Genomic DNA, 25,317 nt, shown 5'->3' on the forward strand with positions numbered 1-25,317 from the left:
CATTCGGCCGACCCCGGTCGCCGTACCATAGCCCCGTGACTTCGATGGTGGCCCGAGACGTCTCGGGAGCGCGTACCTATCAGGTGCGCACCTACGGCTGCCAGATGAACGTCCACGACTCGGAGCGGTTGGCGGGCCTGCTGGAGGCGGCCGGCTACCTGCGGGCCGCCGACGGGGTCGACGCCGACGTGGTGGTGTTCAACACCTGCGCCGTGCGGGAGAACGCCGACAACAAGCTGTACGGCAACCTCAGCCACCTGGCCCCGCGCAAGCGCGGCAATCCCGACATGCAGATCGCCGTCGGGGGGTGCCTGGCCCAAAAGGACCGCGACGCGCTACTGCGCAAGGCGCCGTGGGTCGACGTCGTGTTCGGCACGCACAACATCGGATCGCTGCCGACGCTGCTCGACCGCGCCCGGCACAACAGGGTCGCGCAGGTGGAGATCGCCGAGGCGCTGCAGCAGTTCCCGTCGTCGCTGCCGAGCGCGCGCGAATCCGCTTATGCCGCTTGGGTTTCCATCTCCGTCGGGTGCAACAACACCTGCACGTTCTGCATCGTGCCGTCGCTGCGCGGCAAGGAGGTCGACCGCAGCCCGGCCGACATCCTCGCCGAGGTCCAATCGCTGGTCGACGACGGCGTGCTCGAAATCACCCTGCTGGGCCAGAACGTCAACGCCTACGGCGTTTCCTTCGCCGACTCCGCGCAGCCCCGCGATCGCGGCGCCTTCGCCGAGTTGCTGCGCGCCTGCGGGCGCATCGACGGGCTGGAACGCGTGCGGTTCACCTCGCCGCACCCGGCCGAGTTCACCGACGACGTCATCGAGGCGATGGCGCAGACACCCAACGTCTGCCCGGCGCTGCACATGCCGCTGCAGTCCGGATCCGACCGGGTGTTGCGCGCGATGCGCCGCTCCTACCGTGCCGAGCGCTACCTGGGCATCATCGAGCGCGTGAGGGCGGCCATGCCGCACGCCGCGATCACCACGGACCTGATCGTCGGGTTTCCCGGCGAGACCGAAGAGGACTTCGCCGCCACGCTCGACGTCGTGCGGCAGGCCCGCTTCGCGGCGGCGTTCACCTTCCAGTACTCCAAGCGGCCCGGCACCCCCGCCGCCGACTTCGACGGCCAGTTACCGAAAGCCGTTGTGCAGGAACGCTACGAGCGGCTGGTCGAGCTGCAGGAGCAGATCTCGCTGGAGGGCAACCGCGCGCTGGTCGGACAGACCGTCGAATTGCTGGTCGCCACCGGCGAAGGGCGCAAGGACGCCCGCACGGCGCGCATGACCGGGCGCGCGCGCGACGGCCGGCTGGTGCACTTTTCCTGTTTCGAAGCCTGTTCCGAAGCCTCGAACGACCAGGTCCGGCCCGGCGACATCGTCACCGCGGAGATCACCGGGGCCGCGCCGCACCACCTCATCGCCGACGCCGGCATCCTCGGCCACCGCCGCACCCGGGCGGGCGACGCCCACGCCGCCGGGCGGCGCCCGCGCACGATCGGCCTGGGCCTGCCGGCCGTCGGGCCGGCCACCGATCCGCTCGAACCCCTGGGATGTGCCCGATGAAGAAAGAACACACCGACATCGACGCGCTGCGGACCGAAATCGACGCCGCCGAACGCCGGGTGGCCGGCGAGATCGAGCCCGGCCCAAGGGCTTTGGTGGTCGCGATCCTGGTGTTCGTGCTGCTGGCGTCGTTCATCCTGCCGCACACCGGGCACGTGCGGGGCTGGGACGTGCTGTTCTCCAGCCACGGCGCCGGCGCCGCCGCCGTGTCCCTCCCGTCGCGTGTGTTCGCCTGGCTGGCGCTGGTGTTCGGCGTGGGCTTTTCGATGCTGGCGCTGATGACACGGCGCTGGGCGCTGGCCTGGGTGGCGCTGGCGGGCTCGGCGATCGCGTGCGGCGCGGGGCTGTTGGCGATCTGGTCGCGCCAGACCGTGGCCGCCGGGCATCCCGGGCCGGGCGTGGGGCTGGTCGTCGCCTGGATCACCGTGATGGTGCTGACGTTTCACTGGGCCCGCCTGGTCTGGGCGCGCACCGTCGTGCAGCTGGCCGCCGAGGAGGAGCGGCGCCGGGTCGCCGCCCAGCGGCAGTCGATGACCCTGCTGGACACCCTCGACAAGCCGGACGACCCCGAGTCCCCGCCGAAAGGCTAGGACCGGCGCGTCAGCGCCGCGGCGGCCGCGTCGGCCCACTGCCGCCACTGTTCGGCGTTGGCCCTGGCCTCGTCGGCCTCCTTGGTCCGGCCGGCCGCCGCGGCCTTTTGCGCCTGCTGTTCGTACTGCTCGGCGCGGGTGCGGAACTGCTCGGCGCGGGCCTGCGCCTGCGGGTCGGACCAATCCGCGTCGCCGGCCTCCCGCACCTTCTTCTCGACCGCGCGCAGGCGCCGCTCCAGCTCGGCGGAGCGTTCCCGCGGCACCTTCCCGATGGCATCCCACTTGTCGGCGATGGACCGCAAGGCCGCCCGCGCCGCGTCGAGGTTGCTGGTGTCGATCTTCTCCGCCTCCGCCAGCAGCGCCTCCTTGGCGGTGGCGTTGGCGCGAAACTCGGCGTCCTTTTCCGCCGCCGCCGCGTTGCGGGCGGTGAAGAAGCAATCCTGGGCCGCCTTGAAGCGCCGCCACAGGGCGTCGTCGATCTCCCTGGTCGCCCGCCCGGCCGCCTTCCACTCCGTCAGCAGCTTGCGGAACTCGGCGCTGGTGGCGGTCCAGTCCGTCGAATAGGACAGTTCCTCGGCGCGCTCGCAGAGCCGTTCCTTGGACTGCCGGACCCCCGACCGCTCCCGGTCCAGCTCGGCGAAATGGGAACCCCGCCGCCGGTTGAAGGTGTCCCGCGCCGCCGAATAGCGCTTCCACAGCGCGTCGTCGACTTTGCGGTCCAGGCCGCTGATCGTCTTCCACTCGTCGAGGATCGCGCGCAACCGGTCGCCGGCGGCCTTCCACTGTGTCGCGTTGGCGGCCAGGTCTTCCGCCTCGGCGGCCAGGGCCTCCTTGCGGGCGGTCTGGGCGGCCCGATGCTCCTCGCGCTTCGAGCGGCCCTCGGCGATGGCCGCGTCGGCGCGCTCGACCAGGCCGGCCAACCGGGCCGCGAGCCCGTCGACGTCACCGAGGACGCTCGCGGTCGGCAACGTCTCGGACAGCGCCGACGCGTGCGCCCTGATCTTGCGGGCGTCCCCGGTGCCCGACACCAGCCGCTCCTCCATGAGCGTGACCTCGGTGCTCAGGTCGTCGAAGCGCCGTCCGAAGTGGGCGAAGGCGGCCTCGCGGTCGCCGGCCTGCCACGAACCGACGATGCGTTCGCCGGCCGAACTGATCAGCCAGACGGTGCCGTCGTCGTCGACACGGCCGAACCGGTGCGGATCGCTGGACGGATGGGCGGCCACCGGGGCGGGTCGCGGCCCGGGGCTCACGGGCCGGGGTCCGGGGCGCGGGCCCGGGCGCGGCACCGGCTTGGGTGAGGCGTTGCTGCCGGGCTCGTCGGACGTCATGCGCTCGTCACCAACCCTTCTGCAACTTTCGCGCGGTGGTGTTCCGCGCGCCTGCCGCGCGTGGCGGCTCCCTTAACGCTCTTTGACCGTTTCCAACAGTATTCAAGCAGCTTGGCGGGCGAAGCGCGCCTACTGTTTTGGCGCACCCGGCCTTCCCCCGCGTCGGCTAGCTTCGCAAACGCCGGGCCGGGCCAACACACCGCCCTGGGCGGGACCCGGCGCACCGGGGATAACGGTTCGATTCCACCGTCGCTCAGACCATTTGGCGGCGGCGCTCGGCCCGGTACGGTGGCACAGGCCGATGGTCGTTTTCTCGCAGTGGCTTCCGAGGGGTGATCGCGATGGCCGAATCGCGCAATTTCCCGGGGGTTTTTCGCAGGTGCGGCCCGGTTCGTCGACGGATCGCCGGGGTTCGCTGGGGTCGAGACCCCGGCGCGCCCCACTACAGTGGTCGTTGAACTGTTAGGTAACGGCACGTGTACATACGGCTTTCGGGCGGAACGCTGGTGAGGGGTCTCCATGTCGAAAGTTGACGTCGCCGCGCTGATCGCCTTGTGCGCGGCGCTGGCCTCCGCGGTCGGCGACGTGATCCGGCAGCGGTCCGCGCACGAGATCACCGACAAGGACGTCGGCCACCTCGAGCTGTTCCGCATGTCGTTGCGCGACAAGCGGTGGTGGATTGGCGGGCTGGCCGCGATCACCAACTACAGCCTGCAAGCCGCTGCGCTGGCGTGGGGGTCGGTGGTCCTCGTGACGTCGCTGCAGGTGACCGCGCTGCTCTTCGCGTTGCCGATCTACGCACGCCTGACGAGGCAACGGGTGACCCGATGGGAGTGGGTCTGGGCGGTGGTGCTGGCGGCGGCATTGGCCGTGGTGATCATCGTCGGCGACCCGACGGCCGGTAACCAGCGGGCGCCGCTCGAGACGTGGCTCATCGTGGCCGCGGTGATGGGCCCCACGCTGGTGCTGTGCGTGGTGGGGGCCGGGATCTGGAAGGGTCGTCCGGTCGCGGCGGTGCTGCTGGCGTTGGTGGCGGGTTCGTCGTTGGCGCTGTTCGCGGTGCTGACCAAGGGCGTCGTCGAGGTGGCCGAGGAGGGCGCGGGTGCGGTGTTCAGCGCGCCCGAGTTCTATCCCTGGCTGGCGGTCGCCTTGTGCGGCATGATCTTTCAGCAGTCCGCCTTCCGCGCCGGCGCGCTGACGGCGTCCTTGCCGACGATGACCGTGGCCAAGCCGGTGGTCGCCGGCGTGCTCGGGGTCACGGTGCTCGGCGAGACGCTCTACACCAAGGGCCCCGCCGCGCTCGTGCTGATTTCGGCGGTGGCCCTGGTGATCATCGCGACGGTCGCGCTGGCGCGCGGCGAGGCCGCCTCGATCGCGGCGGAGGCGGGCCGAGACGTCGTGGAGGCGCGCGAGACGTTGGCCGCGCACGATGTCCCCCCGGTCCCACCGCCAACGGCGGAGAGCAGCCCGACCATCACGTAGCGCCTGGTTAGTGTGGTTGCGTGCTGAGCGCCATCGCGATCGTTCCCGCTGCGCCGGTGCTCGTTCCCGAGCTGACCGGAGCGGCCGCCGCCGAGGTGGCCGACCTGACTGCGGCGGCCCTTGCCGCGGCCGCCCTGTTGCCGCCGCGCTGGGTGGCGATCGGCACGGGCCCGGTCGACGAGGTCGTCGGGCCCGACTGCAGCGGCACGTTCGCCGGCTTCGGCGTCGACGTGCCGGTGCGGCTGTCGCCGCAGGCCGCCCGGGCCGCCGAACTCCCGTTGTGCGCGCTGCTGGCCGGCTGGGCGCGCGGCCAGGCCCGGCCCGACGCCAGCGTGCGGGTCCACGTCTACCGCGGCGACCACGACCCCGGCACGGCGCTGGCCCACGGCCGGCGTCTGCGCGCGGAGATCGACCGGGTGCCCGAACCCGTCGGCGTGCTGGTGGTGGCCGACGGCGCGAACACCCTCACACCGGCGGCCCCCGGGGGCCATCGCCCGGAAGACGCCGAGGCGCAGCTGGCGTTGGACGACGCGCTGGCCGACGGCGATGCCGCCGCCCTGGCCCAGTTGCCGCCGCAGATCCTGGGGCGGGTCGCGTTCGGGGTGTTGGCCGGCCTCACCGAGCCGGGGCCGCGGTCGGCCAAGGAGCTCTACCGGGGTGCACCCTACGGCGTGGGCTATTTCGCCGGCTTCTGGCAGCCATGAACCGACCGCTCGCGATCATCGGGCCTACCGGCACCGGCAAGTCGCAGCTGGCGCTGGATGTCTCCGAGCGGCTCGGCGCGGAGATCGTGAACGCCGACGCCATGCAGCTCTACCGCGGCATGGACATCGGCACCGCCAAGCTGCCCGTCGAACAGCGCCGCGGCATCCCGCATCATCAGCTCGACGTCCTGCACGTCACCGAGACCGCCGCCGTCGCCCGCTACCAGGCGGCCGCCTCCGCGGACATCGAAGCGATCGCCGCCCGCGGCGCCGTGCCGGTGATCGTGGGCGGCTCGATGCTCTACGTTCAGTCCCTGCTGGACGACTGGTCGTTCCCGGCGACCGACCCTGCGGTACGGGCCCGCTGGGAGCGGCGGCTCGCCGAGGTGGGGGTGGGGGAGTTGCACGCCGAGCTGGCCCGCCGGGACCCGGCGGCGGCCGCGGCGATCCTGCCCACCGACGGCCGGCGCACGGTGCGCGCCCTGGAGGTTGTCGAGCTCACGGGGCAACCCTTCGCCGCCTCCGCGCCGCGCATCGGCGCCCCGCGCTGGGACACCGTCATCGTCGGATTAGATTGCGACACAACGCTTCTCGACGAGAGGTTGGCCCACCGCACCGACGCCATGTTCGAGCAGGGCCTCCTCGACGAGGTCCGCGGCCTGCTGGGCGACGGCCTGCGCGACGGGGTCACCGCCTCGCGCGCCCTGGGCTACGCGCAGGTGCTGGCGGCCCTCGACGCCGGCGGCTCGGAAGATCTGCTGCGCGACGCGCGCGAGCAGACCTACGTGGGCACCCGCCGCTACGTGCGGCGCCAACGGTCGTGGTTTCGCCGGGACCATCGGGTGCACTGGCTGGATGCCAATGCCGCTGGGCTCGTCGACGAAGCGTTGCAGGCGTGGCGACAAGTACCCTGAACTGCATGCTCTTCGCCAAGGGCCACGGCACGCAGAACGACTTCGTGCTACTGCCCGACCTCGACGCCGCGCTGGCGCTGAGCGCCGCCCGGGTGGCCGCGCTCTGCGACCGGCGCCGGGGGCTGGGCGCCGACGGGGTGCTGCGGATCACCACCGCGGGCGCCGCGGAGGCGGCCGGCGTGCTCGAGCGCCTGCCGGACGGCGTCGGCGCCGGCGACTGGTACATGGACTACCGCAACGCCGACGGGTCGACCGCGCAGATGTGCGGCAACGGCGTGCGGGTGTTCGCACACTACCTGCGGGCCGCCGGCCTGGAATCCCGCGACGAGTTCGTCGTCGGGTCGCTGGCCGGCGCGCGCCCGGTCACCCTGCACCACGCCGGCGACACCGCCGCCGACGTCACCGTCGACATGGGCAAGGCGAACCGGCTCGGGGCGGGGGAGGCGATAGTGGGCGGCAGGCGGTTTGCCGGGCTGGCGGTTGACGTCGGCAACCCGCACCTGGCCTGCGTGGACCCGCAGCTCGACGCCGAAGGGCTGGCGGCCCTCGACATCGGCGCGCCGGTGCAGTTCGACCACGAGCAGTTCCCCGAGGGGGTCAACGTCGAGGTGCTCACGTCGCCGGTCGACGGGATGGTGCGGATGCGCGTGCACGAGCGCGGCGTCGGCGAGACCCGCTCGTGCGGCACCGGGACGGTCGCAGCCGCCGTCGCCGCGCTGGCCGACGGGGGCGCGGACACCGGGACGCTCACCGTGCGGGTGCCCGGCGGCGACGTCGTCGTCACCGTCACCGACGCCACCAGCTACTTGCGCGGACCGTCGGTGCTGGTGGCCCGCGGCGAGATCAGCGAGGAATGGTGGCGCGCCCAGGAGCGTTAAATCAGGTGCGCTGCACCGATTTAGCGTGCACTATTGCTAATTGCCTATGACGAATCCCGAAACTCCCTTTACCGACCAACCGGATCTAGAGCCCAGTGCGGGCGAACTCGCCCTCGAGGACCGATCGGCGCTGCGCCGGGTCGCGGGGCTGTCCACCGAACTCGCCGACGTCTCCGAGGTCGAGTACCGCCAGCTGCGCCTCGAGCGCGTGGTGTTGGTGGGCGTTTGGACCGAGGGCAGCGCCGCCGACAACCAGGCCAGCATGGCCGAGTTGGCGGCCCTGGCCGAAACCGCCGGCTCTCAGGTGCTCGAGGGCCTCATCCAGCGCCGCGACCGGCCCGACCCGTCGACCTACATCGGCTCCGGCAAGGCCGCCGAGCTGCGCGAGGTGGTCCTGGCCACCGGCGCCGACACCGTCATCTGCGACGGCGAGCTGTCCCCGGCGCAGCTGACCGCGCTGGAAAAGGCCGTCAAGGTCAAGGTCATCGACCGCACTGCGCTGATCCTGGACATCTTCGCCCAGCACGCCACCAGCCGGGAGGGCAAGGCCCAGGTGTCGCTGGCCCAGATGGAATACATGCTGCCGCGGCTGCGCGGCTGGGGTGAGTCGATGTCCCGGCAGGCCGGCGGCCGCGCCGGCGGCAGCGGCGGCGGCGTGGGGCTGCGCGGTCCCGGTGAGACCAAGATCGAGACCGACCGGCGCCGCATCCGCGAACGGATGAGCAAGCTGCGCCGCGAGATCAAGGACATGAAGCAAGCCCGGGACACCCAGCGCAGCCGCCGGCTGGCGAGCGACGTCCCGTCCATCGCGATCGTCGGCTACACCAACGCCGGCAAATCCAGCCTGCTCAACGCGCTGACCGGGGCCGGGGTGCTGGTACAGGACGCGCTGTTCGCCACCCTGGAGCCCACCACCCGGCGCGCGGAGTTGGCCGACGGGCGCCCGGCCGTGCTCACCGACACCGTTGGCTTCGTGCGCCACCTGCCCACCCAGCTGGTCGAGGCGTTCCGCTCCACCCTCGAGGAGGTCGTCGACGCCGACCTGCTGGTGCACGTGGTCGACGGCTCCGACGTCAACCCGATCGCCCAGATCAACGCGGTCCGCCAGGTCATCTCGGAAGTTGTCGCCGATCATCACGGCGACGCGCCGCCCGAGCTGCTGGTGGTCAACAAAGTGGACGCCGCGAGCGACCTGGCGCTGGCCAAGCTTCGGCACGGGCTGCCCGGGGCGGTGTTCGTGTCCGCGCACACCGGCGAGGGTATCGACGCCTTGCGGCGGCGGATGACCGAGCTCGCCGCCCCCACCGACACCGCCGTCGACGTCGTGATCCCCTACGACCGCGGCGACCTGGTGGCCCGGCTGCACGCCGGTGGGCGAGTGCAGCAGGAGGAGCACAACGCCGACGGCACCCGCATCCGCGCCCGCGTTCCCGTCGCGCTGGCCGCCAGCCTGCGCGAGTTCGCCACACCCTAGCGCCGCGACCCCGCCGACCGCCGACCAACCGGCTGGTTGGTATATCTTGACGGCAGAGTCCCAGTCGCCCGTAGGTCAGCGGAGGTCATCCATGGGCAGTGCCATCAAGTACCAGCGCACCCTTTTCGAGCCCGAGCACGATTTGTTCCGCGAGTCCTACCGCGGCTTCCTCGACCGCCACGTGGCGCCCTACCACGAGGAATGGGAGAAGGCGAAGATCGTCGACCGCGGCGTGTGGCTGGAGGCCGGCAAGCAGGGCTTCCTGGGCATGGCGGTGCCCGAGGAGTACGGCGGGGGAGGCAACCCCGACTTCCGCTACAACACGATCATCACCGAGGAGACCACTCTCGGGCGCTACAGCGGCATCGGCTTCGGGTTGCACAACGACATCATCGCGCCGTACCTGCTGAAGCTGGCCAACGAGGAACAGAAGCAGCGCTGGCTGCCCAAGTTCTGCACCGGGGAGATGATCACCGCGATCGCGATGACCGAGCCGGGAACCGGCAGCGACCTGCAGGGCATCAAGACCCGCGCGGTCAAGCAGGGCGACCACTACGTGCTGAACGGGTCAAAGACGTTCATTACCAACGGAATCAACTCCGACCTGGTGATCGTGGTCGCCCAGACCGACCCCGAGAAGGGCGCGCAGGGCTTCAGTCTGCTGGTTGTCGAGCGCGGCATGGAGGGCTTCGAACGGGGTCGCCACCTGGACAAGATCGGCCTGGACGCCCAGGACACCGCCGAGCTGTCGTTCAGCGACGTCAAGGTGCCGGCCGAGAACCTGCTCGGCGAGGAGGGCATGGGGTTCATCTACCTCATGCAGAACCTGCCGCAGGAGCGGATCAACATCGCGGTCATGGCGGCCGCGGCGATGGAAGGCGTGCTGGAGCAGACGCTGCAATACACCAAGGAGCGCAAGGCCTTTGGCAAGCCCATCGGCAGCTTCCAGAACAGCCGATTCCTGCTCGCGGAGCTGGCCACCGAGGCCACCGTGGTGCGCATCATGGTCGACGAGTTCGTCCGCTTGCACCTGGACGGGAAGCTGACGGCCGAGCAGGCCGCGATGGCCAAGTGGTATGCCACCGAGAAGCAGGTGCACTTGATCGACCGCTGCCTGCAGCTGCACGGTGGCTACGGCTACATGCGCGAATACCCCGTCGCCCGAGCCTATCTGGACGCGCGGGTGCAGACGATCTACGGCGGCACGACCGAGATCATGAAGGAGATCATCGGCCGCAGCCTGGGCGTCTGAGCAATGTGGTTGCCGCGCAAGGACACCAGGCGCGGCCGTTCGGGGGCCCGGATGATGAAAGGCCCAATTGGTCTATTGGCCGGGTAGATTGACGGCCAGCTAATGGCTTCACGTACCGTCGGCACATGCGTTTCTCGTATACCGAGTGCATCGTGGCACATCGGCAAACGGGCGATCGGGGCGCCGGAAGCCGTGGTTGGTCGCGGTTCGGGCATGCTCCGGCATCATTTCGACATCGGCGCGGTCTCCGTTTTCGCAATTTTCGTGATTTGACTTCGCATTTCTCCCCGGCAAGGGCAAAGTTATGCGAGCCCGGCGATATCACGGTTCGTAACGGGTCTGCAGGTGCGGCATGGCCAGGTATACGGGCCTGGGAGGCTTGGTGAACGGGCAGAGGGGTCGAATGCGCAGGCTGATCGGGCGCGCGCTGGTCGGCATGGCGACCGCGGTGATGGCGGCCGCGCTGCTGGCCCCCGCCGCCTCGGCGTCCCCGATCGGCGATGCCGAGGCCGCCATGATGGCCGCCTGGGAGAAGGCCGGCGGCGACACCTCACCGCTCGGCGCCCGCAAGGGCGACGTGTACCCCGCCGGCGACGGGTTCGCGCTGGACTTCGACGGCGGCAAGATGTTCTACACCACCGACACCGGCGCCAAGTTCGTCTACGGGCCGATCCTGGACAAATACGAGTCGCTCGGCGGCCCGGCCGGCAGCGATCTCGGCTTCCCCACCATCAACGAGGTGCCCGGCCTGGCCGGACCCGACAGCCGCGTGGCCACCTTCTCGGCCAGCGACAAGCCGGTGATTTTCTGGACGTCCGACCACGGCGCGTTCGTTGTGCGCGGCGCGCTGAATGCCGCCTGGGACAAGCTCGGCAGCTCGGGTGGCGTGCTCGGCGCGCCGGTCGGCGACGAGACCTACGCCGGTGAAGTCACTTCCCAGAAGTTCAGCGGCGGCGAGATCTCCTGGAACAGGAAAACCAAGGAGTTCACCACCAACCCGGCGACGCTGGCCGACCAGCTCAAGGGCCTGCAAGTAGCCATCGATCCGAACGCGGCCATCAACATGGCCTGGCGCGCGGCCGGCGGCGCCGGCGGCCCGTTGGGCGCCAAGCAGGGCGGGCCCTATCCCATCGGCGGCGACGGGGTCGCGCAGAACTTCGCGAACGGGAAGGTGTTCTTCAGCCCGGCCACCGGGGCCAACGCCCTCGAGACCGACATCCTCGCCAAGTACGAGTCGCTGGGCGGCCCGGCCGGCAGCGACCTGGGTTTCCCCACCGCCAACGAGGCCGACGGCGGCATCGGCCCGGCCAGCCGGATCGCCACGTTCGCCGCGGCCGACAAGCCGGTCATCTTCTGGACCTCCGACCACGGCGCGTTCGTCGTGCGCGGCGCGATGAAGGCCGCGTGGGACAAGCTGCGCGGTCCGAGCGGCAAGCTGGGCGCCCCGGTCGGCGACCAGGCCGTGGACGGCGACGTGGTGTCGCAGCAGTTCACCGGCGGCAAGATCTCCTGGAACCGGGCGAAGAACTCGTTCAGCACCGACCCGTCCAACCTCGCTCCGTTGCTGTCCGGCCTGCAGGTGTCCGGGCAGAACCAGCCGAGCACCGCGGCGATGCCCTCGCACGCCAACAAGTTCACCTGGCAATGGTGGTGGCTGCTGGCCGCGATCCCGGTTCTGCTGCTGATCCTGCTCGCGGTGCTGCTGGCGTTCACCTGGCGCCGCCGCCGGCGTCGGCGTGGCTCCGGCGACACCGGGGCCTACGAGCCCGAGCGCGACCTGGCTGCCGCCGGCTATGACACCCCGGGCAACGACCACTGGGGCCACGACGAGGCGGAGGCGGCCACCGACTACGCCCCGTTCGGCATCGAGCAGCCGGAGCATCAGCTGCCGGATGATGCCGGGCCGGCGCCGCGAGTCAGTTGGACCCGCGGGGCCGACGCCGGGGCTCTCGACGAGGACGAAGACCCCGACGCGGTGGACACCGATTCCATCCCCCTCGCCTCGGGGGCGACGCTGGCGGAGGCCGGCTATGACGACGTCCCCGAGGCGGAGCCCGGATACCCCGAGGTGGCCGCCGAGGACGTCGACTACACGGGCACCGAGTACCTGGCCGGCTACGAGGACGACGAGTACGCGGATCCCGGTTACCCGGACGTCGCGGTTCCGCGCACCCCGCCGGAGGCCGCCTACGTCGGTGAGGTGCCGGTTGCCGAGGAACCGGACGCCGAATATCCCGAACCGGAACCCCCGGACGGCGCCGCCGACGCCGCGGCCGCCGCGGGGGCGCTAGGGGCGACGGAGCCCCGAACCGGACGCCACGCGGCCACAGACGAGGAAGAGTTGCCGGAATCGGCCGCCGATGCGACCAACGCCGCCCCGGTCGCCGGTGGGCGCCCGACGATCCACCTGCCGCTGGAGGATCCCTACCAGGCGCCCGACGGCTACCCGATCAAGGCCAGCGCACGCTTCGGGCTGTACTACACCCCGGGCAGCGAGCTCTACCACGACACGCTGGCCGAAATCTGGTTGGCCAGTGAGGAAGTCGCCCAGGCCAACGGCTTCATCAAGGCCGACTGAGTCGGCCGCTACACCTTGCGGATCACGGTGACGACCTTGCCGAGCACGGTCGCGTCGTTGCCCGGTATGGGGTCGAACGCCGGGTTGTGCGGCATCAGCCACACCTGACCGCCCGCGCGCTTGAACGTCTTGACGGTGGCCTCGCCGTCGATCATGGCGGCGACGATGTCGCCGTTGTCGGCGACGTGCTGCTGGCGCACCACCACCCAGTCGCCGTCGCAGATCGCCGCCTCGACCATCGAGTCGCCCACGACCTTGAGCAGGAACAGGGTGCCCTCGCCGACCAGCTCGCGAGGCAGCGGGAAGACGTCCTCGACGGCCTCCTCGGCGAGGATCGGTCCGCCGGCGGCGATGCGCCCGAGCACCGGCACGTAGCTGGGTTCCGGCAGCGCGTCCGAGCCGGCGACGTCGGTGACGGGCGCCGCCTCGATGGTCTCCTCGCTGCCGCGGACGTCCACGGCCCGCGGCCGGTTCGGGTCGCGGCGCAGGTAGCCCTTGCGCTCCAGCGTGCGCAGTTGGTGGGCCACCGACGACGTCGACGTCAGGCCGACGGCGTCGCCGATTTCCCTGATGCTCGGGGGATAGCCGCGGGTGGTGACCGACTCGCGGATGACGTTCAGGATGGTGCGCTGCCGCTCGGTCAGCGAGGAATCGACGGATGAGCTGATCGAGGGAGTGTCGTTGCTGTCGCTCATGGGTTGAATGTAGCGGCAGGGCGGCCAAGAATCAAACATGTGTTCGACTGGCGTGTCGCCGGGGGTCCAAAGACCCTTGAGCCGGGGCGTCAAGACCCTATAGCTGCTGAATCACATGTGTGTAACTTTTGCGGAGACCGGGTACCTGTGCTGCATGTCAGAGGTCGCGCTTCCGGATTTGTCGGTGGTGCGGTCTAGCGTTTTGCTTGCTCGACACGCTTCGCTCAAATGTTCGGATATCGAACACATGAGCGATATAGTCGAACACACGAGCGAGAACAACCTGACCGGAGGAACGCAAGATGACAATCACCTACACCGTCTCGCCGCGTACCAGCAGCGTTCGGCGCCCGGTCAACGGGCCGGTGCCGGGGCTTTACCCCAGGCGCGACGGCCTGACCGGCCCGCGCCGGCCGGGCCCGTCCAGGCCGGCCGGCGCGCCGCTGCGCTACCACGGCACCGGCGTTGCGATGTCCGTCGCCCCGCATCGCAGGCGTCCCGTGACGCTGGCCACGACGCTGGGGCTGGCGCTGGTCGCCGGGGTCATCACCCTGTGGCTGGGGCTGGTCGCCAACTTCGGGCAGGCGGTCAACGGCGACTCGGGGGGATCGGCTGCCGCCGTGCCGGATCGGCTGGCCGTCGTGCGGGTCGAGCCCGGCGAGTCCCTGCAGGACGTCGCCCACCGGGTGGCGCCGGACGCTCCGGCCCGCCAGGTTGCCGATCGGATCCGCGAGCTCAACGACCTGAACTCGCCCGCGCTGGCCGCCGGCCAGACGCTGATCGCGCCGGTCGGCTGATACCCGCGTCGCGGTACGCTCGGGGTGTTCTGCGGCCCCGCAGGTGAGTACGGCGAAGGAGCGGTCATGCACTGTCCGTTCTGCCGCCATCCGGATTCCCGGGTGATCGACTCGCGGGAAACCGATGAGGGCCAGGCGATCCGGCGCCGACGCTCCTGCCCCGAGTGCGGGCGGCGCTTCACCACCGTCGAGACCGCCGTGCTGGCCGTGGTCAAACGCAGCGGCGTCACCGAGCCCTTCAGCAGGGAGAAGGTCATCAGCGGCGTCCGGCGGGCCTGCCAGGGCCGCCAGGTCGATGACGACGCGCTGAATCTGCTTGCCCAGCAAGTCGAAGACACCGTTCGCGCCGCCGGGTCGCCCGAGGTGCCCAGCCACGAGGTCGGCCTGGCCATCCTCGGCCCGCTGCGCGACCTCGACGAGGTGGCATACCTGCGGTTCGCCTCGGTGTACCGGTCGTTTTCATCCGCCGAGGACTTCGAGCGCGAGATCGAGGCGCTGCGCGCGCACCGCAATGCGCCGACGGATCCGGAGCCGGCCACTCGCTAGGCTGGCCTCCATGCCGCCCGACCTGCATCCCGATCTGGAGGCGTTGGCACCCCTGCTGGGGACGTGGTCCGGTCGCGGCTCGGGCTTCTATCCGACGATCCAGCCGTTCGAGTATGTCGAGGAAGTCGTTTTCTCCCACGTCGGCAAGCCGTTTCTGGCCTACGGGCAAAAGACCAAGGCGGTGGCCGACGGCAGGCCGCTACACGGCGAAACGGGGTATCTTCGCGTGCCCCGCCCGGGCAGCGTCGAGCTGATCGTCGCCCATCCGAACGGCATCACCGAGATCGAAACCGGGACCTACGCCGTGACCGACGGCCTCATCGAGCTGGAGCTGTCGAGCACGGCGATCGGGCTGGCGCCGAGCGCCAAAGAGGTGACCGCCCTTGGCCGTTCGCTGCGCGTCGGCGGCGACGAGCTGTCCTACACGCTGCGCATGGGCGGCGTGGGGCAACCCCTGCAGGACCACCTCGTGGCCGTCCTGCACCGGCAGGGCTGAGCTCAGTCGACCCGTCGGACACCGTCGTTGACGACGCGTCCGGCCACCCCGACCCAGCCCTCGGCGTTCCACGCGGTTTCGATGAACGAGCCCTTGCCCTGGGTGATGCGCAGGTCGCGGCTGAGGTAGTCGGTGAGCCGCATCGCCGCCGAGCCGGTCGCCTCGTCCTCCGGCACCCCGAGGTTCGCGAAAAACCCGCGGGTGCGCAGAGTCCCGGCGTCCCGGTCGACCCAGGCCCACAGGTAGTGCGCGGTGTCGTCCGGGAAGTCGGCCGGGTCGGCGGCGAGAACGTCGTCGGCCGAATCGAATTCGTGGATGGCCACTTCCGGTGCCCACTCCGCGCGGGCGCTGACACCGGTCAGGTCGCCCTGATAGCTCACCTGCACGAGGCCGGCCGCCACGTGCAGCGTCTTGATCGGCGTACCGTTGTCGCGCAGCCACCACGACGCGCCGACGGTCGGGTGCCCGGCGAACGGAAGTTCGACGCGCGGCGTGTAAATCCGCGCGTGCGCGGTGGCCGAGCCGGCGGCCGGAATATCGACGAAAACCGTTTCGGCGTAGCCCAATTGGGTCGCGAGCCGCTGCCGGTCCGGGGGCGGGACCGCGGCGGCGTCAACCACACCGAGGCGATTACCGAAATTGCCGTCCGCGTCGGTGAAAACCCGCAACACCGTGACGTCGATGCCCATGACCCGACTGTACGGCGCCGGTCAACGTCTTTATCAGGTGGCGCTGCGCTCGTCGGAGCCCATGGCGTTCAGGACAGCGACGCGGGTGTCGGCCGGACCCGTGACCGTCTTCTCGCCGCCCCCGCTGCGCAGCAGCGCCCGAAGGGCGGCCTGGTCGTATTCGGCGGGCGCGGTGCTGTCGATGAAGCGCTGGACGACGTCGATGAAGCGGGCCGGGTCGTCGTGGAAGGGGAAGTGGCCCGAACCCTCGAAGATCTCGAGACGCGAGCCGGGCATCGCGGCGTGCGCCATCCAGGCGTGCCGGACCGGAACCACCACATCCTTGGTGCCCCAGACGATCTGCACGGGGATGGCCTCGGTCAAATAACATCGGTCGAGCATCGTGACGATCTGCCCCCGCCAGTCCACGACCGCCCGCAGCGTGCGGCTGAACGCCGCTGAGGCCGTCGGCTCCGGCAGGTCGTCGAGGATGCGCAGCACGTTGGGCAGGTCGTGGCCCAGCGCGGTCGACCCGATCGCCAGCCCGGCCAGCTTCCCCGCCAGCTGAACCGCCGGCAGCACGAGGGGCAGCCGCAGCAGCGCCAGCGCCTCGCTGCCCATCGGCAACGAGGCCAGCCGGAACACGACGTTGACGTCCTTGGTGACGCCGCCCGCGGCGACCAGGATCAGCCGGTCGACCAAATGCGGGAACTGGTAGGCGAACTGCATGGCCACGCCGCCGCCCAGCGAATGGCCGATGATGGTCACCCGCTCGATATCGAGGACCGACAGCAGGTCGCGCATGCCGTTCGCGTAGGCGGCCGCCGAGTAATCGGCGCGCGGCTTGTCGGACTTGCCGTGGCCCAGCAGGTCGGGGGCGATGACGGTGAACCGCTGGGCGAGCTTGGCCTGCACGGCATTCCAGGTGGTGGAGTTGTCGCCGATGCCGTGGAGCAGCAGAATCGCCGGCCCGGAACCGGCGATGCGATAGGCCCGCCGGTAGCCGTGAATGGTGCGGAACTCGAGCGTGGGCGCCGTGACTTCACGCACTGGGCGAAGGTTGCTCTTGCGCTTCCGCTCGGTCATCTCCGCCAACCTTGGTGTCGGCCCGGGCTATGGGCGTTTTGAGTCCTCACGCCTGGTCGTCGTCGTTCTTCTTCTCTGCCTGTTGGGCAAGGAATCGCTCGAACTCTGCGCCAAGCTCGTCGCCGCTGGGGAGATCCTCGTCGTGAGTTAGTAACGACCTGTTCTCCTGAGCGTCGATGAAGGCATCGTACTGGCGCTCGAGCGCGGCCACCACTTGAGCCACCTCCGCGCTCGCCTGAACCTGCTCGTCGATCTTGGCGCGAATCTCCGCCGCGGCTTCGGTCAGCGCCGACAGCGGCAGCTCCAGCGAGCCGCTCTTGGCCACCTGCTCCAGCAGCGCCTGCGCGGCCGCCGGGTAGTCGGTCTGGGTCAGGTAGTGCGGGACGTGCACGGTGAACCCGACGACTTCGTGACCGTGCTGGGCCATCCGGTATTCGAGCAGGTTGGACGCGCTGCCGGGGACCTGGATCTCCGAGATCCAGGGCTGGAAGTCGGCGATCAGTTCCTTGTCGTTGGAATGGGCGGTCAGCGTGATCGGGCGGGTGTGCGGGACCGCCATCGGGACCGTGCCCAGGCCGATCGTGCGCCGCACACCCAGCCGCTCGGCCAGCAGCCGCACCGCGGTGATGAAACGCTCCCACTTCAGGTCGGGTTCCATGCCGGCCAGCAGCAGAAACGGCGTGCCGACGCTGTCGCGCAGGGCGTACAGGCTCAGTTCCGGATCGTCGTAGCTGGTGAAGTGGTCGGTCTTGAACGTCATCAGCGGCCGCCGCGAGCGGTAATCCAGCAATTCGTCGATCGCGAACGACGCGACCAGTTCGGTGTCCAGCGCGGCCTTCAGGTGGGTGGCGGCCAGCCGTATCGCGTGGCCGGCGTCGGAGAAGCCCTCCAAGGCGTGCACCAAAACCGGGCCGCGGCCGTCGGCCGTCGACAACTGGGGCGCCGGGAACTCCAGCTCGTACATGCCGGACTGTCCTGGCTGGTCGTACTCGTCGCCTTGGTTTTGCTCGCGGGCCATCGGTCTCCTCCTTTCGGGGGTTGCTCCAGGGTGCCCTGACCAGTGTCCCCCGAATCGGCGGGCACCAACAATGGAACAGCTAACACCCTGCAGTCTTCACCTTCGAAACGCCCCAACCCGCGAACGTAATCCGCATGTCGGCCAGCAAACGCGGCGGCGCGCGGGGAGGGGATGTGGTCTGCCTGACACCCCGTGGTCAGGCATGATGGACACGAAATGCGCATACGGACGCTGCTGCTGTGCTCGGGGGTCGGCCTGCTGACGTTGTTGACGTCGTGCACCCGGCCGGCCGAGCCTGCGGCGCGCCCGGTGGTGTCCGTCCCCGTGGCGACCGGGCCGCTCGTCCAGCGACTCAGCCAGCCCCAGCAGAAGGCGGTCGCGGGCCCGGTGGACCCGGACCGGCGCGTCGGCGCGATCTTCATCAACGACGGCCCGCTGCACGTCTGCACGGGTTCCGTAATCCATTCGGCGACCGGGAATCTCATGATCACCGCGGCGCACTGCCTGGCCGGTGCGGCCAAGATGACCTTCGTTCCCGGTCTGGCCGGTGACGCGGCGCCCGCGCCCGCCGACGTGTGGAAGGCCGACGCCGTCTATCTGGATCCGCGCTGGGTTTCGGGCAAGGATCCGCACGCGGACTACGCGATCGCCCGGGTGAGCAACGACGCCGGCGGGTCGGTCGAGTCGTACGTCGGCCTGGCGCTGACGCTGGGCGTCGCGCCTCCGCCGGGCAGCCACGTCACCGTGCTGGGGTATGCGGCCGGGGTGGGCGGCTCGCCGATCGGCTGCCAGGCCAGCACCTCGGTCAACGACAGCGGGTTTCCCTCGCTGGCCTGCGAGGGCCTGGTGGACGGCACCAGCGGGGCGCCGTGGGTGAGCGGCACCACGCTCACCGGGCTGATCGGCGGTTTCGAGCGCGGCGGGTGCGCCGCGAACGTGTCCTACTCGGCGCCGTTCGACGCTCAAACCGCGCAGCTGTTGGCCCGCGCCGAGGCCGGCGGCCCGGGCGACCGGGTCCCGAACGACCTCGACGACAGCTGCTAGCTCAGCGGCGGAACTGGGACAGCGCGCGCATCTTGTTGGTCACGTCCAGCGCGGCCACCTTGTAGGCCTCCGAGAACGTCGGATAGTTGAACACCGCGTCGACCAGGTAGTCGACCGTCCCACCGCAGCCCATCACGGCCTGGCCGATGTGCACCATCTCGGTGGCGCTGGTGCCGAAGATGTGCACCCCGAGCAGCTTGCGGTCGTCGGTCGACACGAGCAGCTTGAGCATGCCGTAGGAGTCGCCGGCGATCTGGCCGCGGGCCAGCTCCTTGTACCGCGCCACCCCGACCTCGTAGGGGATCGAGTTCTTGGTCAGCTCCACCTCCGTGGCCCCGACGTAGGAGATCTCGGGGATCGAATAGATGCCGATGGGCTGGAGCTCGGTGATGCCCTCGCACGCTTCCCCGAACGCGTGGTAGGCCGCCAGCCGGCCCTGTTCCATCGAGGTCGCGGCCAGGGCCGGGAACCCGATGACGTCGCCGACGGCGTAGATGTGCTCCACCTTGGTCCGGAACTTGTCGTCGACCCAGATCCGCCCGCGGCCCTCGACCTCGAGGCCGGCGTTTTGCAGGTCGAGGTGATCGGTCTGGCCTTGGCGGCCGGCGGAGTACATGACGGTCTCGGCGGGAATCTGCTTGCCGCTGGCCAGCGTGGTGACGGTGCCGGCGGCCCCGACGTCGACCGCGGTGACCTCCTCGCCGAACCGGAACGTCACCGCCAGGTCGCGTAGGTGAAACTTCAGGGCCTCGACGACCTCGGGGTCGCAGAAATCCAGCATGTCGTCGCGCTTTTCGACGACCGTGACCTTGGTGCCCAGGGCGGCGAACATCGAGGCGTACTCGATGCCGATCACGCCGGCGCCGACGACGACCATCGAGGCCGGCAGCGTCTTGAGGTCGAGGATGCCGTCGGAGTCGAGCACCCGTTCTTCGTCGAACTCGACGCCGGACGGCCGCGCCGGCCGGGTGCCGGTGGCGATCACGATGTATTTGCCACTGATGGTTAGCTTTTCGCGCCGGGAGGGGTCTTCGACCTCGATGGTATGCGGGTCGACGAAGCGGCCGTGCCCGATGAGCAGGTCGATCCGGTTGCGCATCAGCTGGTTGCGCACCACGTCGACTTCCTTGCCGATCACGTGCTGGGTCCGTGCCAGCAGGTCGGCCGGGGTGATCTTCTCCTTGACGCGGTAGCTGGCCCCGTAGAGCTCGCGCTGGCTCATGCCGGTGAGGTAAAGCACCGCCTCGCGCAACGTTTTTGACGGGATGGTGCCGGTTTGGACGCACACGCCGCCCAGCATCTGGCCGCGTTCAATGATGGCGACGGATTTGCCTAGTTTGGCCGAGGCGATGGCGGCTTTCTGGCCGCCCGGTCCCGAACCGATCACGACGATGTCGTACTCCTGCATCGAACCCATGGCATAGACGATAAGGCCCACAGTCCAGACTTTCTCCACAGACGAGCGGCCCGATCCCGTCGCGGGGGCACGGCTCGACGGTGCCGCCCGTCAGCGTTGGTGCCCATGACGACGCATCAACCCGATTTCAAGCTCAATCGCCCCGGCGCGCTGATCGCGGCGCTACCAGCCGTTCTCGGCTTCGTTCCGGAGAATTCATTGGTCCTGGTGTCCCTGGAAGGCGGGGAACTGGGGGCCGTGATGCGGGTCGACCTCTGTCAGGAACTCGTCGACCGCGTCGGGCATCTGGCCGAAGTCGCCGCCGCCGCCAGGCCCCAGGCGGCGATCGCGGTGATCGTCGACGCGCACGGCGCGCACTGCCCGGGGTGCAACGAGGAATACCGGCTGCTGTGCGGCGAGCTGGCAGAGGCGTTGTCGCAGCGGGGAATTCAACTCTATGCGGCGCACGTGGTGGATCGGGTGGCCCGCGGCGGGCGCTGGCATTGCGTGGACGGCTGCGGCTCGGGCGGCTTCGTCGACGACCCGTCGGCGTCGCCGTTGGCCGCGGCGGCGGTGCTCGACGGCCGCCGGCTCTACCGCCGGCGCGCCGACCTGCAGGCCGTCATCGCGGTCGACGACCCGGCGGGCGCCGCCGAGTTGGCCGACGCGGTCCGGCGCCAGGCGGCGCAGCGCGAGGTGGCCCATCGCGCCGATCCCACCGGGTGTGCGCGCCGCGACGTGCAAGAAGCGATGGCCGCGGCCTCCCGCGTCGCGCGCGGCGAAACGCTGTCCGCGTCCGAGCTTGCGGCGTTGGGCTGCGCGCTGAGCGACGTGGAGGTGCGCGACACGCTCTACGCCCTGGCGGTCGGCGACCGGGCGGGGGAGGCCGAGTCGCTGTGGGCGCTGCTCGCCCGCAGCCTGCCGCCGCCCTGGCGGGTCGAGGCCCTGGCGCTGCTCGCGTTCAGCGCGTACGCCCGAGGTGACGGCCCGCTCGCCGGGGTGTCGCTGGACGCCGCGCTGCGGTGCGACCCTGGCCACCGGATGGCGGAGATGCTGGATCAGGCGTTGCAGTCCGGCATGAAGCCCGACGACATCCGGAAACTGGCGGCCACCGGCTACCGGCTGGCCAAGCGGCTGGGGGTGCGACTGCCGCCGCGACGGGCGTTCGGGCGCCGGGCGGGATAGTGGCGGCGATCGGTGCTGGCCGCTCAGACCTTCTCGACTTTGACGGCGTGCGCCATCTCGTGCGGCAGGGTGACGTTCTCGTGGCCGGGAATGAGGATCGTGACCCCGCCGCCGGACGGGCTGGTCTCGACGGTGACCCGGGCATTGGGAACGACGCCGGCGTCCTTGAGGCGGGTGATCAGATCGATGTCGCCCTGGACGTGTTCGGTGAGCTGGCGCACGACCACCGCGACCGGAGATCCGGCGGGCAGTTCGGTCAAGCGGACGAGGTTGATGCCGTCGGCGCCGGAATCGGGGCCCACGCCGAGGTCCAACAGGCCCGGGATCGGGTTGCCGAACGGGGAGGTGGTCGGGTTGTTGAGCACCTTCACCAGCCGGCGTTCGACTTCCTCGCTCATCACGTGCTCCCACCGGCATGCCTCGGCGTGCACTTCCTCCCACGGCACCCCGATGACGTCGACGAGCAGTCGTTCGGCGAGGCGGTGCTTGCGCATCACCGAGATGGCCAGCGCGCGGCCCTTGTCGGTGAGCTCCAGGTGGCGGTCCCCGGCGACGTGGAGCAGGCCGTCCCGCTCCATGCGGGACACGGTCTGGCTGACGGTCGGCCCGCTTTGTTCGAGGCGTTCGGCGATCCGGGCACGCAGCGGCGTCACGCCCTCTTCTTCGAGGTCGTAGATGGTCCGCAGGTACATCTCGGTGGTATCAACCAGCTCGTTCATCCAGCACCCTCCGTTGACGCTGAGTCTACTTGGCCAGCTGCAAGAATGGGTCCAACGCCTCTTGCGGATTCCCCAGGCAAGCAGTATGCCCGCCGCTCGCGCGACGGGCATACCGACTTTCTACTGGCTATGGACGCATCAGCTGGCGTACGACCGAAGCCGATCGGCGCGCTCGCCGTTGCGCAGCTTGGACATCACGTCGCGCTCTATCTGGCGGACCCGCTCGCGGGACAGCCCGAACAGCTTGCCGATCTGATCCAGCGTGCGCGGCTGGCCGTCGTCCAGGCCGAAGCGCAGCCGGATGACCTGGTGCTCGCGCTCGTCGAGAGTGGCCAGCACACTGCGGATGTCGGTGTGCAGCAGCTCGGCGATCACCGCGTTCTCGGCCGACATCGCCTCGGCGTCCTCGATGAAGTCACCGAGCGGAGCCTCCTCCTCGGAGCCGACGGGCATATCCAGGCTCACCGGGTCGCGGCTGTGCTCCAACAGGTCGTTGATCTTCTCGACCGGGATGCCGGATTCGGCGGCGAGTTCCTCGTCGGTGGCTTCCCGCCCGAGGTTCTGGTGCATCTCCCGCTTGATCCGCGCCAGCTTGTTCACCTGCTCGACGAGGTGGACCGGCAGCCGGATGGTGCGGCTCTGGTCGGCCATGCCGCGCGTGATGGCCTGGCGGATCCACCACGTGGCGTAGGTGGAGAACTTGAATCCCTTTGTGTAGTCGAACTTCTCCATCGCGCGGATCAGACCGAGGTTGCCCTCCTGGATGAGGTCCAGCAGCGGCATGCCCCGACCCGTGTAACGCTTGGCCAGCGAAACCACCAGCCGCAGGTTCGCTTCCAGCAGGTGGCGGCGCGCCGCCTGGCCATCGCGCGCGACGGCCTCCAGGTCGCGTTTGCGGTTCTCTCCGAGGCGCTTACGCGTTTCCAGCAGATGCTCGGCGTACAGGCCGGCTTCGATCCGCTTGGCCAGCTCTACCTCACCCGCCGCGTTGAGCAACGCCGTTTTGCCGATGCCGTTGAGATACACGCGCACCAGGTCCGCGGCGGGGCTTTGAGCATCCAGATCGCCGTCGATCCTGCTTGTGCTGGCGTTCGCCATAGCGACCTCCCGTTCGGCTTTGCACTGTCATGACGTCTAACGATGGATTAGCCCTGGGAGTTCCCGCCCGCGCGTGATCTCACACGCCTTGACGTGCACAGATGTGCCGACGACCTGAGAATGTCCTGAGAAGTGCGCCCTTTGGGGGCTAGCCGGAACCGTCGTGGTGCGGTCGCCGCGGTTCGAGCGCCGGGCGCTCGGCGGTGGGGAACAGGGGAGTGCGCCGCCGCGTCTGCTCGAACCGCCTCGGCTCGTCGGAGCGGCGCGGTGGCCGGTCGTTGGCGATCAGCACGGCCATCCACGGCAACGGCACCGAGGCCGCCACGATGAGCAGTGAGATCAGGCCGTTGTGCCAGGCGCCGTAGGCAACGGCGGCCAGGATGAGCGCCGGGATCCGAAAGGCCATCAGTGTCAGGTACTTCCGCACCCGGGCGCGATGCTCCTCCTCGTAGGAGGGCGCGGCGGAGGTGATCAGGACGGGACGGCTGGTGTCGTCGAAGCCGTCGAACCCTGGCTCTTCGCCGCGCTTCATATCTCCACTGTCCCACAACCAAACGATTCCGGTACCGGCGAGTCAGGGGGCACAATGTGAGGCATGCAGACCCAGACGATCGAACGCACCGAGACCGACGAACGCGTCGACGACGGGACCGGCAGCGATACCCCGAAGTACTTCCACTACGTCAAGAAGGACAAGATCGCCGAGAGCGCCGTCATGGGCAACCATGTCGTCGCGCTGTGCGGCGAGGTGTTTCCCGTCACCCGGGCGGCCAAGCCGGGCTCGCCGGTCTGCCCCGAGTGCAAGCGGATCTACGAGCGGCTCAAGAGGGACTGATCAGGCCGGCGGCTCGGCCGCTGCGACGTCGGACGGCGCCGCGGGCAAGTCGACTACCCGCTTGGGGGCGGTTCGGCGCGTCAGCAGCCAGTTGCGCAGCCGGTGGGCATGGGTCCTCGGCGCGGGGAATTCCTCCTGGATGGAGGCGTTCAGCTCGGCGCCGAGCATGATCGCGAAGCCGCCGAAGAACGCGAACAACAGGAACGCGATCGGCGTGGACAGCGCGCCGTAGGTGTATCCGGTGCTGGTGATCCACCGCAGGTAGAAGCGCAGGCCCAGCGTGGCGATCAGGAACACCGCCGTGGCCAGGATGGCGCCCAACACCAGCCGGTGGCTCGGCAGCGGCACCGGCAGCGCCACCCGGTACAGCAGCATGATCCCGATCATCAGCCCGAGGATCAGCGCCGGGTAGTAGCCGTAGCGCAGCACGTTGGCCAGTCCGACCGGGATGTGTTCGCTCACCGTGCGCGGTCCCACCACCATCACCGGCGCGGCGATCACCACGAAGACCAGCATCACCACGTACAGGAACAGCGAGAAGAACCGCTGTCGCACCGGGTGTCGCAGCGGGGTCTGGTCGTGGGCCTCGACCACCGCATCGACGAACGACGAGATCGCCGACGATCCCGCCCACAGCGAGATCAAGAAACCGAGCGACACCACTTCACCGCGCGCGTTGGCGGTGATGTCACGGATGGTGGGCTCGATGATCTCGTTGACGACGCTCGGCGAGAAGAAGCTGTGCGCGGTCGAGATGATGCTCTTTTCGATCGCGGACAGCGTGTCCTTGCCGAACAGCGGCGCCACGTAAGCCAAGCTGCCCAGCATTCCCAAGAGCAGGGGCGGGGTGGACAGGGCCGACCAGAATCCCGCCTGGGCCGACTCGGAGAAAATGGAGTCGTCCCAGCTCTTGGCCAGGGTCCTGAGACTGATTCGCCGGACGTGGTGGCGGGACGGCCGCGCGGCTTGGAC

The 25,317-nt window shown here is 69.8% G+C and carries 25 protein-coding genes; 15 read left to right on the forward strand and 10 right to left on the reverse strand.

Translation table 11 applies throughout. From position 1 onward, the window contains the following. Positions 1-44: 44 nt before the first annotated feature. Together miaB and A5706_RS08830 are read left to right on the forward strand one after the other, a co-directional pair. Positions 45-1,562, forward strand: coding sequence for a tRNA (N6-isopentenyl adenosine(37)-C2)-methylthiotransferase MiaB (gene miaB, locus A5706_RS08825; RefSeq protein ID WP_068129212.1), 1,518 nt, complete (start codon positions 45-47; stop codon positions 1,560-1,562). Then, positions 1,550-2,152 (forward strand): hypothetical protein, encoded by a 603-nt coding sequence (locus A5706_RS08830; RefSeq protein ID WP_068129156.1) that lies wholly within the window; start codon positions 1,550-1,552, stop codon positions 2,150-2,152. Before miaB ends, A5706_RS08830 begins: the two co-directional genes overlap by 13 nt. Here A5706_RS08830 and A5706_RS08835 read toward each other — a convergent pair. After that, positions 2,149-3,480, reverse strand: coding sequence for a DUF349 domain-containing protein (locus tag A5706_RS08835; RefSeq protein WP_068129158.1), 1,332 nt, complete (start codon positions 3,478-3,480; stop codon positions 2,149-2,151). The two genes, A5706_RS08830 and A5706_RS08835, sit on opposite strands and share 4 nt — an antisense overlap. A 519-nt stretch (positions 3,481-3,999) precedes the next feature. On the opposite strand from A5706_RS08835, the gene A5706_RS08840 reads away from it, so the two are divergent. From A5706_RS08840 to A5706_RS08870, 7 genes are all read left to right on the forward strand, one after another. After that, a complete protein-coding gene (locus tag A5706_RS08840) occupies positions 4,000-4,962 on the forward strand; it encodes a DMT family transporter (RefSeq protein WP_197517791.1) in 963 nt (320 codons plus the stop codon). Between the two features lie 20 nt (positions 4,963-4,982). Then, positions 4,983-5,666 carry a hypothetical protein gene (locus tag A5706_RS08845; RefSeq protein WP_068129160.1) on the forward strand — a complete coding sequence of 228 codons (684 nt, stop codon included), beginning with the start codon at positions 4,983-4,985 and terminating at the stop codon, positions 5,664-5,666. Beyond that, on the forward strand, positions 5,663-6,580 hold the full coding sequence (gene miaA / locus A5706_RS08850; RefSeq protein ID WP_068129162.1) for a tRNA (adenosine(37)-N6)-dimethylallyltransferase MiaA: 918 nt from the start codon (positions 5,663-5,665) through the stop codon (positions 6,578-6,580). Before A5706_RS08845 ends, miaA begins: the two co-directional genes overlap by 4 nt. Before the next feature lie 5 nt (positions 6,581-6,585). Next, a complete protein-coding gene (dapF, locus tag A5706_RS08855; protein WP_068129164.1) occupies positions 6,586-7,458 on the forward strand; it encodes a diaminopimelate epimerase in 873 nt (290 codons plus the stop codon). A gap of 46 nt (positions 7,459-7,504) precedes the next feature. Continuing rightward, positions 7,505-8,932 (forward strand): GTPase HflX, encoded by a 1,428-nt coding sequence (gene hflX / locus A5706_RS08860; protein ID WP_068129166.1) that lies wholly within the window; start codon positions 7,505-7,507, stop codon positions 8,930-8,932. 91 nt (positions 8,933-9,023) lie between these two features. Further along, a complete protein-coding gene (locus A5706_RS08865) occupies positions 9,024-10,184 on the forward strand; it encodes an acyl-CoA dehydrogenase family protein (protein ID WP_068129168.1) in 1,161 nt (386 codons plus the stop codon). Positions 10,185-10,587: 403 nt separating this feature from the next. After that, positions 10,588-12,762, forward strand: a complete 2,175-nt coding sequence (locus A5706_RS08870) for an LGFP repeat-containing protein (RefSeq protein WP_068129171.1) — start codon at positions 10,588-10,590, stop codon at positions 12,760-12,762. An 8-nt stretch (positions 12,763-12,770) separates the two neighbouring features. Here A5706_RS08870 and lexA read toward each other — a convergent pair whose 3' ends face one another. Then, complete coding sequence (gene lexA, locus A5706_RS08875; protein ID WP_068129173.1) at positions 12,771-13,457, reverse strand: transcriptional repressor LexA; 687 nt, start codon at positions 13,455-13,457, stop codon at positions 12,771-12,773. A 302-nt stretch (positions 13,458-13,759) separates the two neighbouring features. Here lexA and A5706_RS08880 point away from each other — a divergent pair, with 302 nt between their 5' ends. From A5706_RS08880 to A5706_RS08890, 3 genes are all read left to right on the forward strand, one after another. Continuing rightward, positions 13,760-14,254 carry a LysM peptidoglycan-binding domain-containing protein gene (locus A5706_RS08880; RefSeq protein ID WP_068129175.1) on the forward strand — a complete coding sequence of 165 codons (495 nt, stop codon included), beginning with the start codon at positions 13,760-13,762 and terminating at the stop codon, positions 14,252-14,254. Between the two features lie 66 nt (positions 14,255-14,320). Beyond that, the gene (nrdR, locus tag A5706_RS08885; protein WP_068107252.1) at positions 14,321-14,800 is read left to right on the forward strand and encodes a transcriptional regulator NrdR; all 480 of its coding nucleotides are present in this window, start codon (positions 14,321-14,323) and stop codon (positions 14,798-14,800) included. A 10-nt stretch (positions 14,801-14,810) separates the two neighbouring features. Beyond that, positions 14,811-15,296, forward strand: a complete 486-nt coding sequence (locus A5706_RS08890; RefSeq protein ID WP_068129176.1) for a peroxynitrite isomerase — start codon at positions 14,811-14,813, stop codon at positions 15,294-15,296. A 2-nt stretch (positions 15,297-15,298) separates the two neighbouring features. Here A5706_RS08890 and A5706_RS08895 read toward each other — a convergent pair whose 3' ends face one another. From A5706_RS08895 to A5706_RS08905, 3 genes are read right to left on the reverse strand one after another with little or no spacing between them, the layout of a single operon-like run. Beyond that, positions 15,299-15,985, reverse strand: a complete 687-nt coding sequence (locus A5706_RS08895; protein WP_068129178.1) for a PhzF family phenazine biosynthesis protein — start codon at positions 15,983-15,985, stop codon at positions 15,299-15,301. Positions 15,986-16,018: 33 nt separating this feature from the next. Continuing rightward, positions 16,019-17,050 carry an alpha/beta fold hydrolase gene (locus A5706_RS08900; RefSeq protein ID WP_068129179.1) on the reverse strand — a complete coding sequence of 344 codons (1,032 nt, stop codon included), beginning with the start codon at positions 17,048-17,050 and terminating at the stop codon, positions 16,019-16,021. Positions 17,051-17,096: 46 nt separating this feature from the next. Then, a complete protein-coding gene (locus A5706_RS08905) occupies positions 17,097-18,068 on the reverse strand; it encodes a proteasome assembly chaperone family protein (RefSeq protein ID WP_068129181.1) in 972 nt (323 codons plus the stop codon). Positions 18,069-18,284: 216 nt separating this feature from the next. Here A5706_RS08905 and A5706_RS08910 point away from each other — a divergent pair, with 216 nt between their 5' ends. After that, positions 18,285-19,112 carry a serine protease gene (locus A5706_RS08910; protein ID WP_068129182.1) on the forward strand — a complete coding sequence of 276 codons (828 nt, stop codon included), beginning with the start codon at positions 18,285-18,287 and terminating at the stop codon, positions 19,110-19,112. A gap of 1 nt (position 19,113) precedes the next feature. Here the strand turns inward: A5706_RS08910 and sthA are convergent, their stop codons facing one another. Continuing rightward, on the reverse strand, positions 19,114-20,520 hold the full coding sequence (gene sthA / locus A5706_RS08915) for a Si-specific NAD(P)(+) transhydrogenase (protein ID WP_156767023.1): 1,407 nt from the start codon (positions 20,518-20,520) through the stop codon (positions 19,114-19,116). 114 nt (positions 20,521-20,634) lie between these two features. On the opposite strand from sthA, the gene A5706_RS08920 reads away from it, so the two are divergent. Then, positions 20,635-21,693 carry a DUF4192 domain-containing protein gene (locus A5706_RS08920; RefSeq protein ID WP_068129186.1) on the forward strand — a complete coding sequence of 353 codons (1,059 nt, stop codon included), beginning with the start codon at positions 20,635-20,637 and terminating at the stop codon, positions 21,691-21,693. Positions 21,694-21,716: 23 nt separating this feature from the next. Here the strand turns inward: A5706_RS08920 and A5706_RS08925 are convergent, their stop codons facing one another. The 3 genes from A5706_RS08925 to A5706_RS08935 all read right to left on the reverse strand — a co-directional run bounded on the left by A5706_RS08925 (position 21,717) and on the right by A5706_RS08935 (position 24,060). Further along, positions 21,717-22,412 (reverse strand): metal-dependent transcriptional regulator, encoded by a 696-nt coding sequence (locus A5706_RS08925; RefSeq protein ID WP_068107269.1) that lies wholly within the window; start codon positions 22,410-22,412, stop codon positions 21,717-21,719. Between the two features lie 138 nt (positions 22,413-22,550). Further along, on the reverse strand, positions 22,551-23,510 hold the full coding sequence (sigB, locus tag A5706_RS08930) for a sigma-70 family RNA polymerase sigma factor SigB (protein WP_067006623.1): 960 nt from the start codon (positions 23,508-23,510) through the stop codon (positions 22,551-22,553). A gap of 148 nt (positions 23,511-23,658) precedes the next feature. Next, the gene (locus tag A5706_RS08935; protein ID WP_082964262.1) at positions 23,659-24,060 is read right to left on the reverse strand and encodes a DUF3099 domain-containing protein; all 402 of its coding nucleotides are present in this window, start codon (positions 24,058-24,060) and stop codon (positions 23,659-23,661) included. A gap of 45 nt (positions 24,061-24,105) precedes the next feature. On the opposite strand from A5706_RS08935, the gene A5706_RS08940 reads away from it, so the two are divergent. Next, a complete protein-coding gene (locus tag A5706_RS08940; protein ID WP_068129191.1) occupies positions 24,106-24,345 on the forward strand; it encodes a DUF3039 domain-containing protein in 240 nt (79 codons plus the stop codon). On the opposite strand, the gene A5706_RS08945 is transcribed toward A5706_RS08940, so the two are convergent. Then, on the reverse strand, positions 24,346-25,317 hold a 972-nt coding region (locus tag A5706_RS08945; protein WP_068129193.1), incomplete at its 5' end, for a YihY/virulence factor BrkB family protein. It lies immediately after the preceding gene.

The organism is Mycobacterium sp. E796, from assembly GCF_001672815.1.
Classification (GTDB): Bacteria; Actinomycetota; Actinomycetes; order Mycobacteriales; family Mycobacteriaceae; genus Mycobacterium.

Coding starts and splice junctions, on each gene's coding strand:
- miaB (WP_068129212.1), top strand. CDS start 45: ATGGTGGCCCGAGACGTCTCGGGAGCGCGTACCTATCAGGTGCGCACC.
- A5706_RS08830 (WP_068129156.1), top strand. CDS start 1,550: ATGTGCCCGATGAAGAAAGAACACACCGACATCGACGCGCTGCGGACC.
- A5706_RS08835 (WP_068129158.1), bottom strand. CDS start 3,480: ATGACGTCCGACGAGCCCGGCAGCAACGCCTCACCCAAGCCGGTGCCG.
- A5706_RS08840 (WP_197517791.1), top strand. CDS start 4,000: ATGTCGAAAGTTGACGTCGCCGCGCTGATCGCCTTGTGCGCGGCGCTG.
- miaA (WP_068129162.1), top strand. CDS start 5,663: ATGAACCGACCGCTCGCGATCATCGGGCCTACCGGCACCGGCAAGTCG.
- dapF (WP_068129164.1), top strand. CDS start 6,586: ATGCTCTTCGCCAAGGGCCACGGCACGCAGAACGACTTCGTGCTACTG.
- hflX (WP_068129166.1), top strand. CDS start 7,505: ATGACGAATCCCGAAACTCCCTTTACCGACCAACCGGATCTAGAGCCC.
- A5706_RS08865 (WP_068129168.1), top strand. CDS start 9,024: ATGGGCAGTGCCATCAAGTACCAGCGCACCCTTTTCGAGCCCGAGCAC.
- A5706_RS08870 (WP_068129171.1), top strand. CDS start 10,588: ATGCGCAGGCTGATCGGGCGCGCGCTGGTCGGCATGGCGACCGCGGTG.
- lexA (WP_068129173.1), bottom strand. CDS start 13,457: ATGAGCGACAGCAACGACACTCCCTCGATCAGCTCATCCGTCGATTCC.
- A5706_RS08880 (WP_068129175.1), top strand. CDS start 13,760: ATGACAATCACCTACACCGTCTCGCCGCGTACCAGCAGCGTTCGGCGC.
- nrdR (WP_068107252.1), top strand. CDS start 14,321: ATGCACTGTCCGTTCTGCCGCCATCCGGATTCCCGGGTGATCGACTCG.
- A5706_RS08890 (WP_068129176.1), top strand. CDS start 14,811: ATGCCGCCCGACCTGCATCCCGATCTGGAGGCGTTGGCACCCCTGCTG.
- A5706_RS08895 (WP_068129178.1), bottom strand. CDS start 15,985: ATGGGCATCGACGTCACGGTGTTGCGGGTTTTCACCGACGCGGACGGC.
- A5706_RS08900 (WP_068129179.1), bottom strand. CDS start 17,050: ATGACCGAGCGGAAGCGCAAGAGCAACCTTCGCCCAGTGCGTGAAGTC.
- A5706_RS08905 (WP_068129181.1), bottom strand. CDS start 18,068: ATGGCCCGCGAGCAAAACCAAGGCGACGAGTACGACCAGCCAGGACAG.
- A5706_RS08910 (WP_068129182.1), top strand. CDS start 18,285: ATGCGCATACGGACGCTGCTGCTGTGCTCGGGGGTCGGCCTGCTGACG.
- sthA (WP_156767023.1), bottom strand. CDS start 20,520: ATGCAGGAGTACGACATCGTCGTGATCGGTTCGGGACCGGGCGGCCAG.
- A5706_RS08920 (WP_068129186.1), top strand. CDS start 20,635: ATGACGACGCATCAACCCGATTTCAAGCTCAATCGCCCCGGCGCGCTG.
- A5706_RS08925 (WP_068107269.1), bottom strand. CDS start 22,412: ATGAACGAGCTGGTTGATACCACCGAGATGTACCTGCGGACCATCTAC.
- sigB (WP_067006623.1), bottom strand. CDS start 23,510: ATGGCGAACGCCAGCACAAGCAGGATCGACGGCGATCTGGATGCTCAA.
- A5706_RS08940 (WP_068129191.1), top strand. CDS start 24,106: ATGCAGACCCAGACGATCGAACGCACCGAGACCGACGAACGCGTCGAC.